This is a genomic window from Martinezella dioscoreae, assembly GCF_009176305.1.
Taxonomy (GTDB): domain Bacteria; phylum Pseudomonadota; class Alphaproteobacteria; order Rhizobiales; family Rhizobiaceae; genus Rhizobium; species Rhizobium dioscoreae.
On record NZ_BLAJ01000005.1, the window covers coordinates 90,823 to 109,786 of the forward strand.

Genomic DNA, 18,964 nt, shown 5'->3' on the forward strand with positions numbered 1-18,964 from the left:
TGAAAGTTTGCCAAGGGGTTTCGAAGAATCCCGATATTTTTTGGGCAGATGCTGGAAAATAATCGGTCGAGGCGATAGACCCTGCTGGAGCAGGATCCCGTTTTGGCGATCTATTTAGCATGTGCTTATCCAAAAGCTCTACGCTTTTCAAAGCCATGCCGCAGACGGAGCCTTTCATCCTTCGGGGGTTTATGACGCAAATGCATTCAAAGCAACCGCTGTCGGTGGGAATCGTGATCGTTGCCGCCGGGCGCGGCGAGCGGGCTGGCTCTCCGGAAGAAGGCCCCAAGCAATATCGCCCGATCGGCGGCAGAGCGGTTATTGCGCATACGCTTGAAAAATTCGTGACATGGCCGCAGGCATCAAAGATCGTCGTCGTCATCCACCGCGATGATGAGGGGCTGCTGGGCGCGGCGCTGAAGCAGGTTTCAGGCCTGCCTGAGATCAAGATCGCCTTCGGTGGGGCGACTCGCCAGCAATCCGTGCTTGCCGGGCTGCGCGCGTTGAGAGATAGCGATGTCACACACGTGATGATCCACGATGCCGTGCGCCCGTTCTTCGATCATGATCTGCTCGACCGAGTGGCCTCAGCGCTCGCGGGTGGCGCGCCAGCGGTGCTGCCGGCCATGCCTGTCACCGACACGCTGAAGCGCGGCAACATGGAAGGGCTCGTTGTCGACACCGTGCCTCGCGCCGGGCTTCATGCCGCCCAAACGCCGCAATCCTTCCGCTTGGCCGATATTCTCGCCGCGCATGAAAAGGCCGAAGCCGACGGCAAGATTGATTTCACCGACGATGCGGCAATCGCGGAATGGTGTAACCTACCGGTGACATTGGTGATCGGCAGCGCCGACAATGTGAAGCTGACGATCAAGAGGGATATTGCCATGGCCGATGAAAAGCTCAGTGCCGCGCTGCTGCCGGACGTGCGCACCGGCAACGGCTATGACGTCCACCAGCTGGAGCCCGGCGATGGCGTTACCCTCTGTGGCGTGTTCATTCCGCATGACCAGAAGCTGAAGGGGCATTCGGACGCTGATGTTGCCCTGCACGCGCTGACGGACGCGCTTCTTGCCACCTGCGGCGCCGGCGATATTGGCGATCATTTTCCGCCCTCCGATCCGCAATGGAAGGGTGCACCGTCGCGCATCTTCATCGAGCACGCGGCAAAGATCGTGCGCGAACGCGGCGGCACTATCATGAATGCGGATGTCTCGCTGATCGCCGAGGCGCCGAAGGTCGGGCCGCATCGTGACGTCATGCGCGCCAAGCTTTCCGAATTCCTCGGCATCAGCATCGATCGGTGTTCGGTCAAGGCAACGACAAACGAGAAGATCGGCTTCGTCGGCCGCCGCGAAGGCATCGCCGCCATTGCGACAGCCACCGTCGTCTATCGCGGAGGCAAGGCATAATGCACTTTCCCGATGAGATTATCGCGCTTGCGCAAAAGATCGTGGCTGACTTCACCGCAAAAGGCTGGATGGTCGCGACGGCAGAATCCTGCACCGGCGGGTTAATTGCTGGCGCTCTCACCGAGATTCCAGGTTCGTCTGCCGTGGTCGATCGCGGCTTCGTCACATACACCAATACCGCCAAGATGGAGATGCTCGGCGTTCAGGAGCAGACGCTAGCGCAATTCGGTGCGGTGTCGAAGGAAACGGCGCTGCAGATGGTGCATGGCGCCCTCTTCCGCTCTCGAGCCGATTTTGCTGTAGCGGTCACGGGTATCGCCGGTCCCGGCGGCGGCTCCGCGGAAAAGCCCGTCGGGCTCGTTCATCTGGCCGCCAAGGCGCGAAGTGGCGGGATCATCCATCGTGAAATGCGCTACAGCGACATCGGCCGCGACAAGGTTCGGCTCGCCACGTTACGGACGGCATTGGAGATGCTTGTCACGCTCGCTCAATGAGCGGGAGCGGCTTCAAGCATAGATTTTGTTCGCGCGCGTCTCAAAGGCATCCGTGAACATGCGGAAGGCCCGATCGAACATCGATCCCATCAAAGCACCGAGAATACGGCTCTTGAACTCGTAGTCGATGAAGAAGTCGATGACGCTGCCGCCATTCTCCGCCGGCTGAAAGCGCCAGCGATTGTCGAGATACTTGAACGGTCCATCGATGTATTTCACGTCGATCGCGCGATCCGCTTTGTTCAGCAGCACCTGTGTGGTGAACGTCTCGCGGATGGCCTTATACCCGACCGTCATATCGGCAACGAGCAAGGTCTTACCGTCCCGTTCCTTGCGGCTGCGAACCGTGAGCGCGTCACAAAGCGGCAGGAATTCCGGATAACGCTCCACATCGGCGACGAGGTCGAACATCTGGTCGGGCGAATGCGGAACGGGGCGATGGGTTTCGAACTGAGGCATGAGCCGCAATTAAGCAGGACGACAGAGAAGATCAAGAAGCTGACGCATTTCACCACGGGATTTCAGCTGTAAAACCGGCACATTGGGGCCGTGCTCGGCAAGCCCGGCAAGGACTCTAGGCGTGAATTTTTCCTCAAATGTCCAAATAAAGCGCAGAAACTCCCAATCGACTTTCTCGATGCAGCCCGGTGCCATTTCCGGGCGCGTGCGGCCCATCCACTTGATCCAGCGAGAAACAGCACCCCAGATGCATAGTAGGCGAGGCATCCGCACCCATATGACCAAATCAGTACGCGGCAGGCGTATGTCGAATGTCGAGGGATTGGTCCCGTCCATGATCCACCGTTCGCCCTGCACCTTGGCGACGATGATGGCGCGCTGCTCGTCCCTATCGCGCTGAACCCAGCCCGGCAGCCACAGAACGTCACGATCGATCGAGACATAGGCAAGGCCAAAGCGGGCGGCAATCTTCTGCGAGAGGGTTGATTTGCCACCGCCGGAGCAGCCCATGACAAGGATGCGATTTGCACGGCGGATATGCTCAGCGGCTACCTCAAGGTCGCGTATCTCGCTGCGCAACGGCGGCACCAAAAGCTGATCCATGACGGCCTCTCAGATATTGCTTCGGAGACGCGAAAGCAGGTCTTCGCCGTCGCGGTAGGATTTCAGCGTCACGACAGGCACATTGCGGCCGTGTCGTTCGAGCATCTCCTGAAACTGCGGCGCTTCGTCATGCTCGAATGTCCAGATATAACGAAGGAATTTCCAATCCAGCCGCTCTGGGCATCCGGGCGCCATCTCGGGCCGCGACCGGCCGCGGTAGCGCAGCCAGCGCGAAATCACACCGCGGAGTGCCACGTATCGCGGTGAGCGTCGCCATATGACGAGGTCGGTGCGCGGCAGCCGCAAGGGCAAGGTTCCGGGGCTGTTGCCGTCCATGATCCAGCGCGGTCCGGCAACCGCCTGTTCGATCAGCGCGATGGCTTCCGGGCGCGGGCGCGATTTCCAGCCGGGCAGCCAGAAGATATCGCGATCCATCGAAACATAGGTCAACCCACGCAGCGACGCGATGGCCTGCGCGAGCGTGCTCTTGCCTGTGCCGGAACACCCTATGATGAGAATACGATCTGCTTTTTCGAAGATGCGTGCCGCCTCATCGATATCGACGGCACGGACGAGCGCATGCGGCGCGACGATCTGCTCCACGGTCCAGCTCCATAATCGAATCGAAAGTGCCAATACCGGTAACAAACGGCGGCGTGTTCCCTAGGTCGCGTCGATGACAAATAAATGACGGAACAACGAAAAACCGCGGCGCACTCGCCGCGGCTCGATCAAAGGCAAATTCATCCGGCCGGGCTTATTCGGCGGCCAGCAGCAGCTTCTTTTCGCGAGCAGCGCGCAGCCGCTCGAAATCATCGCCGGCATGATGGGACGAGCGCGTCAGCGGGCTGGAAGCGACCATCAGGAAGCCCTTGCTGTAGGCCACCGTCTCATAGGACTTGAACTCTTCCGGCGTGACGAAGCTCATGACCTGATGATGCTTGCGCGTCGGCTGCAGATACTGGCCGATGGTCAGGAAGTCAACGTCAGCGGTGCGCAGATCGTCCATCAGCTGCAGCACTTCATTCCGCTCCTCGCCGAGACCGACCATGATGCCGGACTTGGTGAACATGGTGGGGTCCAGTTCCTTGACCCGCTGCAGCAGGCGGACGGAATGGAAGTAACGAGCACCAGGGCGAACCGTCAGGTAGTTGCCGGGCACAGTTTCTAGATTGTGGTTGAAGACGTCCGGCTTGGCGGCGACGACGCGCTCCAAAGCGCCCGGCTTCTTCAAAAAGTCCGGCGTCAGGATCTCGATCGTGGTCGAAGGCGAAGCGGCGCGGATCGCCCAGATGACTTTCTCGAAGTGCTCGGCGCCGCCGTCTTCCAGATCGTCGCGGTCGACGGAGGTGATGACCACGTGGCTAAGGCCCATCTGCTTGACGGCCTTGGCGACGTTTTCCGGCTCGGCCATATCGAGCGCATTCGGCTTGCCGGTCGCGACATTGCAGAAGGCGCAGGCACGTGTGCAGATCTCACCCATGATCATGAAGGTGGCGTGCTTCTTATCCCAGCACTCGCCGATATTCGGGCAGCCGGCCTCTTCGCACACCGTGACGAGCTTGTGCTCCTTCACGATCGAGCGGGTTTCGGCATAGCCCTTCGATGTCGGCGCCTTCACGCGGATCCAGTCCGGCTTGCGCATGACTTCCGTATCCGGCCGATGCGCCTTTTCCGGGTGTCGCACGCGCTTTGCGTCCGGGTTGATCGTGTCGAGAATCGTGACCATGGAACGTCTACTTTCCGCCGCTTGAAATACGGCCCTTCATCGCCGAGCGAATTTGGCGAGGAATATCAGAATGCATGCACCGATGAAACCGGTGATGAAAAAGCCGAGCCGGCCGCCGGGAACGCCGACATGCAGGGCCACCAAAAGCCCCGCAGCAACGACCGAACCGGCAATGCCGAGGATGATGTTCAGGATGATGCCGTAGCGCGCATCCATCAGCTTGCCCGCGAGCCAGCCCGCAAGACCGCCGATGATGATCAGACCCAGCCAACCGACACTTTCCATTAAACCCTCGTTTCAAGCGCCCTTCAGGACAATCCTGCCGAACACCACGTGCCTCTTACGACGATGCCCTAGACGATCAATCTCGCCAACAGCGCCACGATGATCGCGCCTACCGTGGCATGGATGATCTCCACGACAAGCGCATTTTGAATGCCGAGCGATATCCCGAAATAATGGAACAGGAAACCACCCACGAAAGCGCCGATCACGCCGCTCACCAGGCAACTGATGAGCCCACCGCCTCCAACGATCAGGCTCGCGAGAAAACCCGCGACCAGGCCGATGAGAAGAAAGACGATCCAACCTTCCGCCGTGATAGACATGTTGATTTCCCTTCCTGTTTTCCACCCCTTGGATAAAGGGCATGGCAGGAAATTATCAAGCGTTCAGCACCCGGCCGTAGGCGTCCAGTACGGCTTCCTTCATCGTTTCCGAAACGGTCGGATGCGGGAAGATCGTGTGCATCAGCTCTTCTTCCGTCGTCTCGAGGTTCATGGCGACCACGAAGCCTTGAATGAGTTCGGTCACTTCTGCACCGACCATATGCGCACCAAGCAGTTCGCCGGTCTTCCTGTCGAAGATGACCTTGCAGAGGCCCTGATCCTCGCCGAGAGCGATCGCCTTGCCGTTGGCAACGAAGGAGAAGCGGCCGACGCGGATATCGCGGCCGAGTTCCTTGGCCTTGGCTTCGGTCAGGCCGACGGAGGCAACCTGCGGCTGGCAATAGGTGCAGCCCGGAACCTTGCCCTTGTCGGTGGGATGAACATTCGGCAGACCGGCGATCTTCTCGATGCAGACGACGCCCTCGTGTTCAGCCTTGTGGGCGAGCATCGGCGGGCCGGCAACGTCGCCGATGGCGTAAATGCCGGGGACATTAGTCTTGCCGTAGCCATCGATGACGACGCAGCCACGGTCGGTCTTCACGCCGAGCGCCTCGAGGCCGAGGTTCTCGATATTGCCCTGCACGCCAACCGCGGAGATCATCCGGTCGGCAACGATCTGCTGCACCTTGCCGTCTTCCGTCTCGACATGAGCGGTGATGCTGTTGGCCGCCTTATCGACCTTCGTGACCTTCGCCTTGGTGAAGATCTTCAGGCCGCGCTTTTCGAGCTGCTTGCGAGCGATGCCGGAGATTTCGGCATCTTCAACCGGCATGATCGTCGGCATGACTTCGACGACGGTAACGTCGACGCCCATGGAGCGATAGAAGCTCGCGAATTCGATGCCGATCGCGCCCGAGCCCATGACGAGCAGCGACTTCGGCAGGAAATCCGGTTTCAGCGCTTCGAAATAAGTCCAGATCAGCTTGCCATCGGGCTCGATGCCGGGCAGCGCGCGCGGACGGGCGCCGGTCGCGACGATGATGTGCTTGGCGGTGTAGGTGCCCTCGCCCTTGACGTTCTTCGGCACCGGATGCTGCGGCTCGACGACCGGCTTGGTCGACTTGCCGACGACGATTTCGCCGGGCTTGGTGATCTTGGCTTCGCCCCAGATCACATCGACCTTGTTCTTCTTCATCAGGAAGCCGACGCCGGTGTTCAAGCGGGCGGAAACGCCGCGCGACCGGGCGACGACTGCCTTCACATCCGCGCTCACCTTGCCTTCGAGAACAAGGCCGTAATCTTTCAGATGGTTGGAATGATCGAGAATTTCGGCCGAACGGAGCAGCGCCTTTGTCGGAATGCAGCCCCAGTTCAAGCAGATGCCGCCCAGGTGCTCACGCTCGACGATCGCGGTCTTCAGGCCAAGCTGGCCGGCGCGCACGGCGGCGACATAACCGCCCGGACCGGAGCCGATGATAATGACGTCGTAATTCTCAGCCATGTGTTTCCTGCCTTAATCGTGGCGGCGGATCGGAGCCGGCGCCTTAAATCTATTAGAGACCGAGCATCATCCGCACGATCGGCTCGAGGCCGCGACCGAGCGCCCGGGTGTTTTCCGCATCGAGATGGACGCCATCGAGCGGCGTGGTGACGGCGACCGTATTGGCATCGAAAAAGCCACAGCCCAGTTCGTCTGCCAGATCGCTGTAGAGCGTCGGCAGCTTGCTGGATTCCTTGACCGCGCCCAGAAAACTGGCCGCAAAAGCGGCATTGGCTGTCTCGGTGATTGCCGGCGGGGCGACGATGAGGATATCGGGCACCTCGTAGTCGAACCCCCAGGCATGATTGCGCACGAGCTGGACCAAGCGGCTGATGCCCTGCAGAGCGGCAAAGGCCGAACCGGCGACAACCGGCTTCATGTCGTTGGTGCCGAGCATGATGATGACGAGATCGAGCGGATTGTGGGTCTGCAGGATCGTCGGCAGGATTCTCGCGCCATTGCGGTCGCAATCGGCGAGATGATCGTCGAACGCCGTCGTGCGGCCGTTCAATCCTTCCGGGATCACGCGCACTTGGTTGCCGAGCGCCTTTTGCAAGACACTCGGCCACCGATCTTCATAGGCATGACGGCCAACCGTTTCGGCACTGTAGCCCCATGTCAGCGAGTCGCCGTAACACAGAACAGTCTTGGTCATTCATGCCTCCGTGTCACAACAAGGCTCAGACGAGCATCCCCATCGGATTTTCGATGTAGCCCTTGAAGGCTGCCAGAAGCTCGGCACCGAGCGCACCGTCGACGGCGCGGTGGTCGGTCGACAGCGTGACGGTCATCACGTTGGCAATTACCATTTCGCCCTTCTTGACGATGACGCGCTGCTCGCCAGCGCCGACAGCCAGAATGGTCGCATGCGGCGGGTTGACGACGGCGGCGAAGTTCTTGACGCCCATCATTCCCATGTTCGACACCGCAGTCGTACCGCCCTGATACTCCTCGGGCTTCAGCTTGCGCTCCTTGGCGCGCTTGCCGTAGTCCTTCATCTCGTTGGAGATGGTGGAGAGCGTCTTCTGCTCGGCGCTGCGAATGATCGGCGTGATCAGGCCGCCCGGAATGGAGACGGCTACGCCGACATCGGCATGCTTGTGCTTAACCATGGCGCTGTCGGTCCAGGAGACGTTGGCATCCGGAACGTCGCGCAGTGCCAGCGCCAGTGCCTTGATGACCATGTCGTTGACCGAGAGCTTGTAGGCCGGCACGCCGTCCTTCGACTTCGGAGCGGAATCATTGAGCTGCGTACGGAGCGCCAACAGCGCGTCGAGTTCGCAATCGACCGAGACATAGAAGTGCGGGATCGTCTGCTTGGATTCCTGCAAGCGCTTGGCGATCGTCTTGCGCATGCCGTCATGCGGCACGAGCTCGTAGGAGCCCTGCTCGAACAGCTTGAGCACAGCATCGTCGGACATGCCCTTCGCAGCGGCCGGAGCAGCAGCGGCCGGCTGTGCAGCCGGTGCGGCAGCAGGAGCAGCCTTTGCCGTGCCGCCGGAAACGGCAGCTTCGATATCCTTCTTGACCACACGACCATGCGGGCCGGTGCCGGAAACTGCGGTCACATCGATGCCGGCTTCCTTGGCAAGACGGCGAGCGAGCGGCGAAGCGAAGGTGCGATGACCGTCGTTCGCTGCCGCAGCCGATGCAGCGGGAGCCGGGGCGGGTGCGGCAGGAGCAGAAACGCTTGCCGAAGCCGGGGCCGCAGCAGGTGCTGCTTCCGCCTTCGGAGCTTCCTTCGCAGCCGGAGCAGCAGCGGCGCCAGCGCCAGACGCAGCAGCGGCGACATCCTCGCCATCGGCGGCCAGCACGGCGATCAGGGCATTGACCTTGACGCCTTCGGTGCCGGCAGGAACGACGATCTTGGCGACGGTGCCCTCATCGACAGCCTCGACTTCCATCGTTGCCTTGTCAGTCTCGATCTCGGCGATGACATCGCCGGACTTGATCTTGTCGCCTTCCTTGACCAGCCATTTGGCGAGGTTGCCCTCTTCCATGGTCGGCGAGAGGGCAGGCATGGTGATGTTGATAGGCATCGATGAGCCCTCCCCTTATTTGTAGCAAACGGCCTTCACCGCATCGACCACTTCGGCGACGCTCGGAAGCGCCAGCTTTTCGAGGTTGGCGGCGTATGGCATGGGTACGTCCTTGCCGGCGATCGTCAGGATCGGCGCATCGAGATAGTCGAAAGCCTGCTGCATGACGCGAGTGGCGATTTCCGTGCCGACGGAGGACTGCGGGTAGCCTTCCTCGACGGTGACCAGGCGGCCGGTCTTCTTGACCGATTCGATGATCGTCGGAAGATCCATCGGGCGAATGGTGCGCAGGTCGATGAGTTCGACATCGATGCCCTGGGCTTCCAGCTCGGCGACGGCCTTGGTGGCATAGGTCATGCCGATGCCGAAGGAGACGACGGTAACGTCCTTGCCCGGGCGATGAATGCGGGCCTTGCCGATCGGCAGAACGAAATTATCCAGCTTCGGCACATCGAAATGCTGACCGTAGAGAATTTCGTTTTCAAGGAAGATGACCGGGTTCGGATCGCGGATGGCAGCCTTGAGCAGGCCTTTGGCGTCGGCTGCCGTGTAGGGCATGACGACCTTAAGGCCCGGAATGTGGCTGTACCAAGCGGCATAATCCTGGCTGTGCTGAGCGCCGACGCGGGCAGCAGCACCGTTCGGACCGCGGAAGACGATCGGAGCGCCCATCTGGCCACCGGACATGTAGAGCGTCTTGGCGGCGGAGTTGATGATCTGGTCGATCGCCTGCATGGCGAAGTTGAAGGTCATGAACTCGACGATCGGGCGGAGGCCGGCCATCGCAGCACCGACACCGATACCGGCAAAGCCGTGCTCGGTGATCGGGGTGTCGATCACACGGCGTGCGCCGAATTCCTGAAGCAGACCCTGGGTCACCTTGTAGGCGCCCTGATATTCGGCGACTTCTTCACCCATGACGAAGACGTCCGGGTTGGCGCGCATTTCTTCGGCCATGGCATCGCGCAGCGCTTCACGCACCGTCATCGACACCATTTCGGTGCCGGCCGGAATTTCCGGGTCAGCAGGAGCAGCGGTCTTCGGCTGAGCCGGAACCGGTGCAGCAGGTGCCGGAGCAGCAGCGGCAGGCGCCTCGGTCTTTGCCGGTTCGGCGGCAGGTGCAGCCTTGGCGGACGAAATGGCGTCAGCGGATTCGCCGTCCTGCAAGAGGATGGCGATCTTGGTGTTGACCTTGACGCCTTCGGTGCCGGCGTCGATCAGCAGCTTGCCGATCGTGCCTTCGTCGACGGCTTCCACTTCCATGGTGGCCTTGTCGGTTTCGATTTCGGCAATGACGTCACCGGAAACGACCTTATCGCCTTCCTTCTTGAGCCATTTCGAAAGGGTACCCTCTTCCATCGTCGGAGAAAGGGCGGGCATGAGAATGTCGATGGGCATAGTGTCCCTCCCCGATTTAGAGCAGAATGTCGGTGTAGAGCTCGGATGCATCCGGCTCTGGATCGTTCTGGGCGAAATCGGCGCTGTCGGCGACGATGTCGCGGACATCCTTGTCGATATCCTTCAGATCGTCTTCGGTTGCCCAGCCCTTTTCGAGCAGGCGGATACGGACCTGCTCGATCGGGTCGTGCTCGGAGCGCATCTTCTGCACTTCATCCTTGGAACGGTACTTCGCCGGGTCGGACATGGAGTGACCGCGGTAGCGGTAGGTCAACATTTCCAGAATGATCGGGCCTTTGCCGGAGCGGCAATGCGCAACGGCTTCGTCAGCCGCAGCCTTGACGGCGCGAACGTCCATGCCGTCGACCTGGATACCGGGAATGCCAAAGGAGGCGCCGCGCTTGGAGAAATCGGCCTGCGCGGTGGCGCGAGCCGTCGAGGTGCCCATGGCGTAGCGGTTGTTTTCGATCACGAAGATCACGGGCAGCTTCCAGAGCTGCGCCATGTTGAAGCTTTCGTAGACCTGGCCCTGGTTGGCGGCGCCGTCACCGAAATAGGCGACGCTGACATTGTCATTGCCGCGGTACCAATTGGCAAAGCCGAGACCGGTGCCAAGCGAAACCTGGGCGCCGACGATGCCGTGGCCGCCGTAGAAATTCTTTTCCTTGGAGAACATGTGCATGGAGCCGCCCTTCCCTCGGGAATAGCCGCCCTGGCGTCCGGTGAGCTCGGCCATGACGCCACGGGCGCTCATGCCGGTCGCCAGCATATGGCCGTGGTCGCGATAGCCGGTGATGACCTGATCGCCATCCTTCAGCGCCATCTGCATGCCGACAACGACAGCTTCCTGGCCGATGTAAAGGTGACAGAAGCCGCCGATGAAGCCCATGCCGTAAAGCTGGCCGGCCTTCTCTTCGAAGCGGCGGATCAGGAGCATCTCACGATAAGCCTTGAGCTCCGCATCACGATCGAAATCTGCGATCGGGCCGCCATTGGTTTCCTTGGCAGGCCTTGATGCTGTCTTACGGCTGGAAACGGTCGCGTTTTTTCGCGGCGCCATTCAACCCTCCCTGTGTGAGTAGCCTCGTTTTATGGTGAGGCGTAACATAGGGAAGATTGCCCGCCACAGCAATGCTATAATTGCATGGCTCATATTCTTCGCAAGTCATTGATATAACTTACAAAAACGCGATTAACCGAAATTCGGTTAATTATGGCTATTTGTTGAAGATGACGATCTCGTTCGCTTTGGAATAGGTCAACTGATAGCGTGCATACTGATCGAGCATATCCTTATCCAGAGAGCCGTCACTCAACAGCGCGACCTCCTTTTCAAGGTGTTCGCGTTTGGCGACGAGATCAGCCAATTCCTTGGCGCGGTCGAGGCGACGCTGCTCGAAAACTTCGGTCGCCTTCAGGCCGTAATCACCATGAATGCAATGATAACCGAAGTAGCTCACGAAAGCGATGGTGATGGCGGGAAGGATGAGACGGCCGAACCTTCTCTTCTTATGATACTTTGTCCACATACTCGCTCGTCACGCTCTGGCTTTACGCGATCTCCCCAAAGCCAATGCGCTTCGAACAAGATCACATCAAATCAAACACCTAGAGCTAATTTAACCCGTAGAGATTAACCGTCCGTTGACTCTAACAGTCGGGACCAACAAAAAACCGCGCCCGAAGGCGCGGTTCAATCCAAGTAATAATTTTGCCGTGGATCCGGATGGATCCTACAGGTCAGATATCAGCCACGAAGGATGGAGCGGCCGGCATATTTTGCCTGTGGGCCGAGTGCTTCCTCGATGCGGATGAGCTGGTTGTACTTGGCAAGACGGTCGGAACGCGACAGCGAGCCGGTCTTGATCTGGCCGCAGTTGGTGGCAACGGCGAGATCGGCGATCGTGGAATCTTCCGTTTCGCCCGAGCGGTGCGACATGACGGCGGTGTAGTTGGCCTTGTGTGCGGTTTCGACGGCGTCGAGAGTTTCGGTCAGCGAGCCGATCTGGTTGACCTTGACGAGGATCGAGTTGGCAACGCCCATGCGGATACCGTCGCGCAGGCGAGCGGAGTTGGTGACGAACAGGTCGTCGCCGACGAGCTGGGTCTTCTTGCCGATCAGGTCAGTCAGGGTCTTCCAGCCTTCCCAGTCGTCTTCAGCCATGCCGTCTTCGATCGATACGATCGGGTACTTGGCTGCCAGTTCTGCGAGGTATTCAGCCATGGCGCCGGATTCCAGCGTGCGGCCTTCGCCTTCGAGAACGTACTTACCGTCCTTGAAGAATTCGGTCGAGGCACAATCGAGGCCGAGAGCGATTTCGTCGCCCGGCTTATAGCCCGCCTTTTCGATGGACTTCATGATGAAGTCGAGAGCTGCCGGCGCGCTGGAAAGGCCGGGTGCGAAACCGCCTTCGTCACCGACGTTGGTGTTATGGCCCTGCGATGCCAGTTCCTTCTTCAGAACGTGGAAGACTTCCGAACCCATGCGGACGGCTTCGCGGATCGAATCTGCACCGATCGGCAGGATCATGAATTCCTGGAAGTCGATCGGGTTATCGGCGTGAGCACCGCCGTTGATGATGTTCATCATCGGGACCGGCAGCAGACGGACGTGAGCGCCGCCGACATAGCGGTAGAGCGGCAGGTTGGCGCTCTGGGCAGCAGCCTTGGCGACGGCGAGCGAGACGCCGAGGATAGCGTTGGCGCCGAGGCGCGATTTGTTCGGCGTGCCGTCAAGCTCGATCATGATATTGTCGAGCTGGATCTGGTTTTCGGCGTCCATGCCGCCGATGGCGTCGAAGATTTCCGAATTGACGGCTTCGACGGCCTTCTCGACACCCTTGCCATGGTAGCGCTTGCCGCCGTCGCGAAGCTCGACGGCTTCATGCGCGCCGGTCGATGCGCCCGACGGAACCGCCGCGCGGCCCAAGCTGCCATCTTCGAGGTAGACATCGACTTCGACAGTCGGATTGCCACGGCTGTCGAGTATCTCGCGGGCGATAATGTCGGTGATTGCGGTCATGATAGCTTCCTGCTCGCTGGTTTATAAATCGATTTAAATCGTCTTAATCGAAGGCGCGGAAATTACAATGGCGATCCGCGCCGCGATTTGGCATTCCTGAAGGCCGCGTAAAGCAAATTCATGTCAGCCTGTTGAATGCCTGATATTTCTTAAGCCTTAGCCACGGCGTCAAAGGCCAGAAGCTTCTCCAGAAGCCGCGGCATATCCTTCAAATAGACCATGTTTGGGCCGTCGGACGGTGCATTGTCGGGATCCTCATGCGTCTCCACGAAGAGACCGGCAACGCCGACAGCGACGGCCGCGCGCGCCAACGTCTCGACGAAGCGGCGGTCGCCGCCGGTCGAACCGCCCTGCCCGCCCGGTTGCTGCACGGAATGGGTCGCATCGAAGATGACGGGCGCGCCCATCGCCGCCATGATCGGCAGCGAGCGCATATCCGAGACCAGCGTGTTGTAGCCGAAGGAGGCACCGCGCTCGCAGAGAAGAATATTCGGGTTGCCGCTATCGTTCAGCTTGGCAAGCACGTTCTTCATGTCCCACGGCGCCAAGAACTGGCCTTTCTTGACGTTGACCACGCGGCCGGTCTTGGCGGCTGCAACCAAAAGATCGGTCTGGCGTGACAGAAAAGCAGGGATCTGCAGGATATCGACCGTCTTGGAAACGATGGCGCACTGCTCTTCCGTATGGATATCGGTCAGAACCGGAAAGCCATATTCCTTCTTCAGGTCTTCAAAGACTTCCAGCGCCTTTTCCAGGCCGATGCCACGCTTGCCTGACAGCGATGTGCGGTTCGCCTTGTCGAAGGAGGACTTGTAGACAAGGCCGATGCCCAGCTTGCCGCAGAGTTCCTTCAGGACGCCGGCAACCATGAACGCATGGTCGCGGCTTTCCATCTGGCAGGGGCCGGCAATCAGCGACAGCTTTGCAGTATTGGAAAAGAGGACCTTGGAGGCACCCTCGCCGACGGTGACTTCCGAATTCGTGCTCATATTATCTCCTCAAAGGCGAACAATGCGCCCTGACCGGGTGCCAACCTCGCCAATAGACGATTGTTCTTACGCGTATAGGTGACGCCGTTAGCAGTGAAATGCGACGATGTCACGGAAAGATCGCGCGTTTTGAAAAGGATTGCACGTGCTCTGAGCCCCGGATCATTCGTGCGAACAGGTAGATCATAGAATGCCTCCATTCCTTCCGGCGTCAAAATCTCCAGATCGGCATTGGCAGCCTTGATCGTCAGGCCAAAGGAATGCTCCATAATGCGCGGGCCACCGACAAGCTCCTCGAAGAAGCCGCGATAGGCCGCCGGCTTCGGCGCGCAAAGCGCTACCCGCGCGATACCAGTCACGCCGTTTTCGTGACGCTCGAGCACGCTGCGGTCAGCCGGCAGCGGATTGATGCGCTGACAGCAGAAAGCGAGAAAATCCGGCGCGCGCAGGTCGGCGGCGAAGGCAAGACGAAAGCCGGCCGTGGTTTCCGTCCCATCCGGCATCTTCATGGGACGGGAGAAATCCAGCATCTGCCCCGCAGAAATCGCAGCTGCTTTGAAGCGCTCGTCATCCGCCACCGCATCATCCGTACCGAATACCACGGCCGAAAAGCCATTTTCGCCGACCCGGAAGCGATAAGCCTGGTCACGAGCAACGAAAACGTTGCCATCTAAGATGCTCTTTTCGCACTGCTCCGTCGATGCCACGCCCAGAGGCTCTAAATAGGTTTTATCGGCAAGAAAGACGCAGGCATTCTGTGTGCCAAAGGGATGGCGCGCATCCGGAGCCACTGTAAAACCGAGCTTGCCGAGGCGCTCGCGTGCCAGAGCGATATCGACGGTCGGCAGCACGAGATGATCCAGCGGATGCGGAGACGAAATCATGGCTTCTCCTGTTTGCTTGCCGAAGCAGATTTGCGCCCATCCCCCGCGCAATTCAAGATGGAAGCATGGAACACCCGGAGCACACGACATGGATCGAAGGCAATCTCGCAAACGTGATTGCTGATTCTCTGCCATGGCCGGCTCATGCAGTCGCGCGGCATGTCCATCCAAATGCTCGGCGCACGGGCTCAACGACAAAGTCTTGGAAGCGAGTAGAACGACATTTCTCTTATTTTTCTGGAAGTTAACGGAGCTATAGCGCGCCGATGTTCCGAGCCGATCCATTCGCAAATCGTAATTATTTAACTGACCCTACAAGGCTTTACCGAAATTTAAGTGCTTGCGGAACACATATGGAACATATAGTGTCCGTTCTGGATTTGTTTCACGGCTTTTCTTGATTCTGGGGTTCCAAGACGATGTTGACGCGCAAGCAGCAGGAACTGCTTCTCTTCATTCACGAACGCATGAAGGAATCCGGTGTTCCGCCATCCTTCGACGAGATGAAGGATGCACTGGATTTGGCATCCAAATCCGGCATCCATCGCCTGATCACGGCGCTGGAGGAGCGGGGCTTTATCCGCCGGCTGCCGAACCGGGCCAGAGCGCTCGAAGTCATCAAGCTTCCCGACGCCTATAATCCGAGCCTGCAGCAGCGCCGCGGCTTTTCTCCGAGCGTTATCGAAGGCAGCCTCGGAAAGCCGCAGCCCGTTGCCCCGCCCGCTCCGTCGAAGGTGGCAAATGACGATCACAATGGCTCGGCGTCGGTGCCCGTAATGGGCCGGATCGCTGCCGGTGTTCCGATTTCTGCCATCCAGAACAATACGCACGACATCACTGTTCCCGCCGACATGCTCGGCTCCGGCGAACATTATGCGCTTGAAGTTCGTGGGGATTCGATGATCGATGCCGGCATCTTCGACGGCGATACGGTCATCATCCGCAATTCGACGACGGCCAATCCCGGCGACATCGTCGTGGCGCTGGTCGATGACGAAGAGGCGACACTGAAGCGCTTCCGTCGCAAGGGTGCTTCCATCGCGCTTGAGGCCGCAAACCCGGCATACGAAACCCGCATCTTCGGACCGGATCGCGTGAAGGTCCAAGGCAAGCTCGTTGGCCTTATTCGCCGCTATCACTGACCGGTGAATTGTCGATGGCGGGTGACGTGGGCGCAATTGCCGCGTCGAATTTGCCGGTGCGCCAATCGTAGGTTCGATGCCTGGTCCAGGGACGCTGCGGGTTCTCGAATGCGGCTGAGATAATGGGCTTGTCTGCGGTAAGCACCATTTCGATGGAGCCGGTTTTGCGCAATGTCGCACCGGTTATGAGCATCGCTCCGGAACGGCAATGGTCGAGCCGTAGCCGGATTGGCGTCACGATAATGTTCCCCGTGTCGCAAGCCGCTGGCAGGTAGGCCGCGTTTTCGATAGTGACCAATATCGCGCCGTTTTCAAGCATGGCCGCGCACCATGCTCCTTTCTGGCAGGCGAAACTGCCTTGCATGGTGCGGTCCAAGGCTTCTTCCATTGCGATACGGACCGCCTTCTGTTCTTCACTGTTCAATCGCTTATAACGATCTGCCTTGCCGATTTGTGGAAGTCGGCTGTCAGCCGGGAGCATGGTCGGAGGCTGATGGTCCGCCGCAACCAGTGCCTTTTGCCATTGTTCGAAAATGAAGGCCTGCGGTCTCTCGCGATTGGTCGCGAGTATATCGTCCTGGCGCAATGCGACCAGAACGCCATCTTCGGAGATCATCAGGTCGGGTTTCGGTACGCCAGATCCGAATGCCGCCAAGCCCATGGACAAGAGCGATAATAGCAGGCCCAGATGACGAAGCCGGGTCCGCAATATGCTCATGATCAGGAAGCCGATAATGAATGTCGGCATCAGCCAGGCCGGCTGGCGACCGAAGGTAATGTCGCCTCCCCAACCAGCTACGGTTCTTGCGATCATGATAACGAGTTCCAGTCCCTCGCCGGTTACTTTCCAGAAAGGCCCGTCGAGACCGAGCGGCATGAGCAGCATCGCCGCCATGCCGAATGGCATGACGATAAAGGAGACGATGGGCATAGCAGCGAGATTGGCGGCGAGCCCATATGTCGCCAATCGGTGAAAATGCTCGATCGAGAAGATAGCCGTCGACGCGCCGCCGATGAACGAGGTCGACGTCACGCCTGCGAAGAAGCGCATGACGAACAATAGCGGACTTAATAGACGGACGCGCGGCAAAATGTTTTCGCGATGTCGCCGCCGCTTCCATAGCGAATAGCCCGACACCAGCGCCAGTGTCGCCGCATAGGACATCTGGAAGCTCGGACCGAGGACTTGCGACGGCGACAGTACAAGAATGATGATCGCTGAAAGTGCGACATTGCGCAGACTGATCGATGGCCGATCGAAAAGCACGGCCACAAGCATGATCGCCATCATGATGAAGGCGCGCTCGGCGGATACACCGAAGCCGGAGATGAGATAATAGGCCGTTACAGTGAGAAGCGCGCCGAGGGCTGCGAACTTCTTGGTCGGCCAAGCCTGCGCGACACCGGGAAACAGGCTGAACAAGTAGCGTAGGCCAATGTAGAAAATGCCGGCCGACAACGCCATGTTCAGACCGGAAATTGCAATGATATGGGTCAGGCCGGCAATTCTCAGCGCTTCCGTCGTATCCTTGGAGATTGCGCGTCTCTCATCGGTGACAAGCGCCGCGGCAAAGGGGCCGGTATCTCCCGGCAAGGTTTGCCTGATCCTGTCGCCTATGCTGTTGCGCAGGCCAGCAAGCCAAATATCGGCCGCATCCAATAAGGAGCCGGCCGCGTTGTCACCGGATGGCGACAGCAATTCCGGTGTTCCGTAGGCAAAGCCGTTCGCACCGATACCGTTGAAATAAGAACTGAAGGCGAAATCGTTGAGACCAAGCAAGGCCGGTCCGGCCGGCGGCGTCAACCGCGCCCTACCCTGGATGCGATCACCGAGATCGAACGGCTCCGCCTGCTTGCGCACGAAGATCGTAACCCGCTGCGGCGCGCGGCGAATGGAAGGTTTTTCCGTTGCCTCGACGCGAACGACATAGCGCCAGCGTCCATTGTCATAGGATTCCCGTCGTTCGATCTGACCGGTCACGGTCGTGGTCACGGCCGAATCGAGCATGACGGTAGAAACCCGCCAGCTCTCGCATTGCGCCAGCGCCATGCCCAGGCAAAGGAGCATGCCTGCAAAAAGCAGATGGCGAAACAGCCTGCCTGCCTCCCGCATGAGCGCAAAGCCACAGGTGAAGACCAACAGGCCTGCAAGAACAGCCTGTGGAGGCGGATCGCTGCCAGCCTTGAACCAGAAAATTGCACCAAGGCCCATATAGATCGGCGCAAGCAGGACCGCGCGACCATGGGCCGCCTCCTCTTCGATCAATCTGAAGGTGCTAAGCCGAATGCGGCTTGATACCCGCAATAGCCGGGATGTCAGCCGCGTCTGGTCCTGCGTCCGTTCCCGTCGCTGCACTTCGGCGGGCAACATATTCGTGGCAACAACAGGGCGAGGCTGCGAGAGCGCAGCAACGTCCCCACCCTCTTTCCGCTGCTCGGATGCCTCCAAATTAGGCACTCGCCGCCGTCCCCACGCAAAACTACAGCTTTTGCGCGATTTTTGCCGTTAGCAGGCGATGAATTCAACCAAAATCGACGCAAACAGGGCTCAATTGGGCCGGTTTCGCCGCCTAGCATAATTAGAGGCGCTTCTGCAGTGCCCAAAAGTTGATACTGCATTGCACAATTCAGCGTTAGGATAACTT

19 protein-coding genes are annotated in these 18,964 nt (G+C 59.4%); 3 read left to right on the forward strand and 16 right to left on the reverse strand.

Annotation, left to right across the window (positions count from 1 at the left end; translation table 11 throughout):
• Positions 1–191 precede the first annotated feature (191 nt).
• A complete protein-coding gene (locus GDN47_RS21230; RefSeq protein ID WP_152094197.1) occupies positions 192–1,412 on the forward strand; it encodes a bifunctional 2-C-methyl-D-erythritol 4-phosphate cytidylyltransferase/2-C-methyl-D-erythritol 2,4-cyclodiphosphate synthase in 1,221 nt (406 codons plus the stop codon).
• Positions 1,412–1,906, forward strand: coding sequence for a CinA family protein (locus GDN47_RS21235; protein ID WP_371865525.1), 495 nt, complete (start codon positions 1,412–1,414; stop codon positions 1,904–1,906). Before GDN47_RS21230 ends, GDN47_RS21235 begins: the two co-directional genes overlap by 1 nt.
• Before the next feature lie 12 nt (positions 1,907–1,918).
• Here the strand turns inward: GDN47_RS21235 and GDN47_RS21240 are convergent, their stop codons facing one another.
• From GDN47_RS21240 to GDN47_RS21310, 15 genes are all read right to left on the reverse strand, one after another.
• Complete coding sequence (locus tag GDN47_RS21240) at positions 1,919–2,365, reverse strand: type II toxin-antitoxin system RatA family toxin (protein WP_113333733.1); 447 nt, start codon at positions 2,363–2,365, stop codon at positions 1,919–1,921.
• Positions 2,366–2,374: 9 nt separating this feature from the next.
• Positions 2,375–2,968 carry a P-loop NTPase family protein gene (locus GDN47_RS21245; RefSeq protein WP_152094198.1) on the reverse strand — a complete coding sequence of 198 codons (594 nt, stop codon included), beginning with the start codon at positions 2,966–2,968 and terminating at the stop codon, positions 2,375–2,377.
• 9 nt (positions 2,969–2,977) lie between these two features.
• Positions 2,978–3,571: a P-loop NTPase family protein gene (locus tag GDN47_RS21250; RefSeq protein WP_152094199.1), complete on the reverse strand. Its 594-nt coding sequence runs from the start codon at positions 3,569–3,571 to the stop codon at positions 2,978–2,980.
• A 154-nt stretch (positions 3,572–3,725) separates the two neighbouring features.
• Complete coding sequence (gene lipA, locus GDN47_RS21255) at positions 3,726–4,697, reverse strand: lipoyl synthase (RefSeq protein WP_113333730.1); 972 nt, start codon at positions 4,695–4,697, stop codon at positions 3,726–3,728.
• A 36-nt stretch (positions 4,698–4,733) separates the two neighbouring features.
• Positions 4,734–4,982 carry a GlsB/YeaQ/YmgE family stress response membrane protein gene (locus GDN47_RS21260; RefSeq protein ID WP_092715509.1) on the reverse strand — a complete coding sequence of 83 codons (249 nt, stop codon included), beginning with the start codon at positions 4,980–4,982 and terminating at the stop codon, positions 4,734–4,736.
• Positions 4,983–5,050: 68 nt separating this feature from the next.
• Positions 5,051–5,305: a GlsB/YeaQ/YmgE family stress response membrane protein gene (locus GDN47_RS21265; RefSeq protein WP_152094200.1), complete on the reverse strand. Its 255-nt coding sequence runs from the start codon at positions 5,303–5,305 to the stop codon at positions 5,051–5,053.
• A 55-nt stretch (positions 5,306–5,360) separates the two neighbouring features.
• Positions 5,361–6,806, reverse strand: a complete 1,446-nt coding sequence (gene lpdA, locus GDN47_RS21270) for a dihydrolipoyl dehydrogenase (protein ID WP_152094201.1) — start codon at positions 6,804–6,806, stop codon at positions 5,361–5,363.
• A gap of 52 nt (positions 6,807–6,858) precedes the next feature.
• Entirely contained in the window at positions 6,859–7,500 is a 642-nt protein-coding gene (locus GDN47_RS21275) for an SGNH/GDSL hydrolase family protein (RefSeq protein WP_069612108.1), read from the reverse strand.
• Positions 7,501–7,525: 25 nt separating this feature from the next.
• The gene (locus GDN47_RS21280) at positions 7,526–8,884 is read right to left on the reverse strand and encodes a pyruvate dehydrogenase complex dihydrolipoamide acetyltransferase (protein ID WP_145631277.1); all 1,359 of its coding nucleotides are present in this window, start codon (positions 8,882–8,884) and stop codon (positions 7,526–7,528) included.
• A gap of 15 nt (positions 8,885–8,899) precedes the next feature.
• Positions 8,900–10,282 (reverse strand): pyruvate dehydrogenase complex E1 component subunit beta, encoded by a 1,383-nt coding sequence (locus tag GDN47_RS21285; RefSeq protein ID WP_113333725.1) that lies wholly within the window; start codon positions 10,280–10,282, stop codon positions 8,900–8,902.
• 16 nt (positions 10,283–10,298) lie between these two features.
• On the reverse strand, positions 10,299–11,342 hold the full coding sequence (gene pdhA / locus GDN47_RS21290) for a pyruvate dehydrogenase (acetyl-transferring) E1 component subunit alpha (protein ID WP_113333724.1): 1,044 nt from the start codon (positions 11,340–11,342) through the stop codon (positions 10,299–10,301).
• Between the two features lie 157 nt (positions 11,343–11,499).
• Complete coding sequence (locus GDN47_RS21295) at positions 11,500–11,811, reverse strand: FtsB family cell division protein (protein ID WP_113333723.1); 312 nt, start codon at positions 11,809–11,811, stop codon at positions 11,500–11,502.
• A gap of 218 nt (positions 11,812–12,029) precedes the next feature.
• Positions 12,030–13,304, reverse strand: coding sequence for a phosphopyruvate hydratase (eno, locus tag GDN47_RS21300; RefSeq protein ID WP_152094202.1), 1,275 nt, complete (start codon positions 13,302–13,304; stop codon positions 12,030–12,032).
• Positions 13,305–13,453: 149 nt separating this feature from the next.
• Positions 13,454–14,293, reverse strand: a complete 840-nt coding sequence (kdsA, locus tag GDN47_RS21305) for a 3-deoxy-8-phosphooctulonate synthase (protein ID WP_113333722.1) — start codon at positions 14,291–14,293, stop codon at positions 13,454–13,456.
• A complete protein-coding gene (locus GDN47_RS21310) occupies positions 14,290–15,177 on the reverse strand; it encodes a VOC family protein (RefSeq protein WP_152094203.1) in 888 nt (295 codons plus the stop codon). The genes kdsA and GDN47_RS21310 overlap by 4 nt, the downstream gene beginning before the upstream one ends.
• Before the next feature lie 419 nt (positions 15,178–15,596).
• On the opposite strand from GDN47_RS21310, the gene lexA reads away from it, so the two are divergent.
• Positions 15,597–16,319, forward strand: coding sequence for a transcriptional repressor LexA (gene lexA / locus GDN47_RS21315; RefSeq protein WP_112338327.1), 723 nt, complete (start codon positions 15,597–15,599; stop codon positions 16,317–16,319).
• Here lexA and GDN47_RS21320 read toward each other — a convergent pair.
• Positions 16,300–18,777, reverse strand: a complete 2,478-nt coding sequence (locus GDN47_RS21320; protein WP_233790047.1) for a ComEC/Rec2 family competence protein — start codon at positions 18,775–18,777, stop codon at positions 16,300–16,302. The genes lexA and GDN47_RS21320 overlap by 20 nt on opposite strands.
• Between the last annotated feature and the right edge of the window lie 187 nt (positions 18,778–18,964).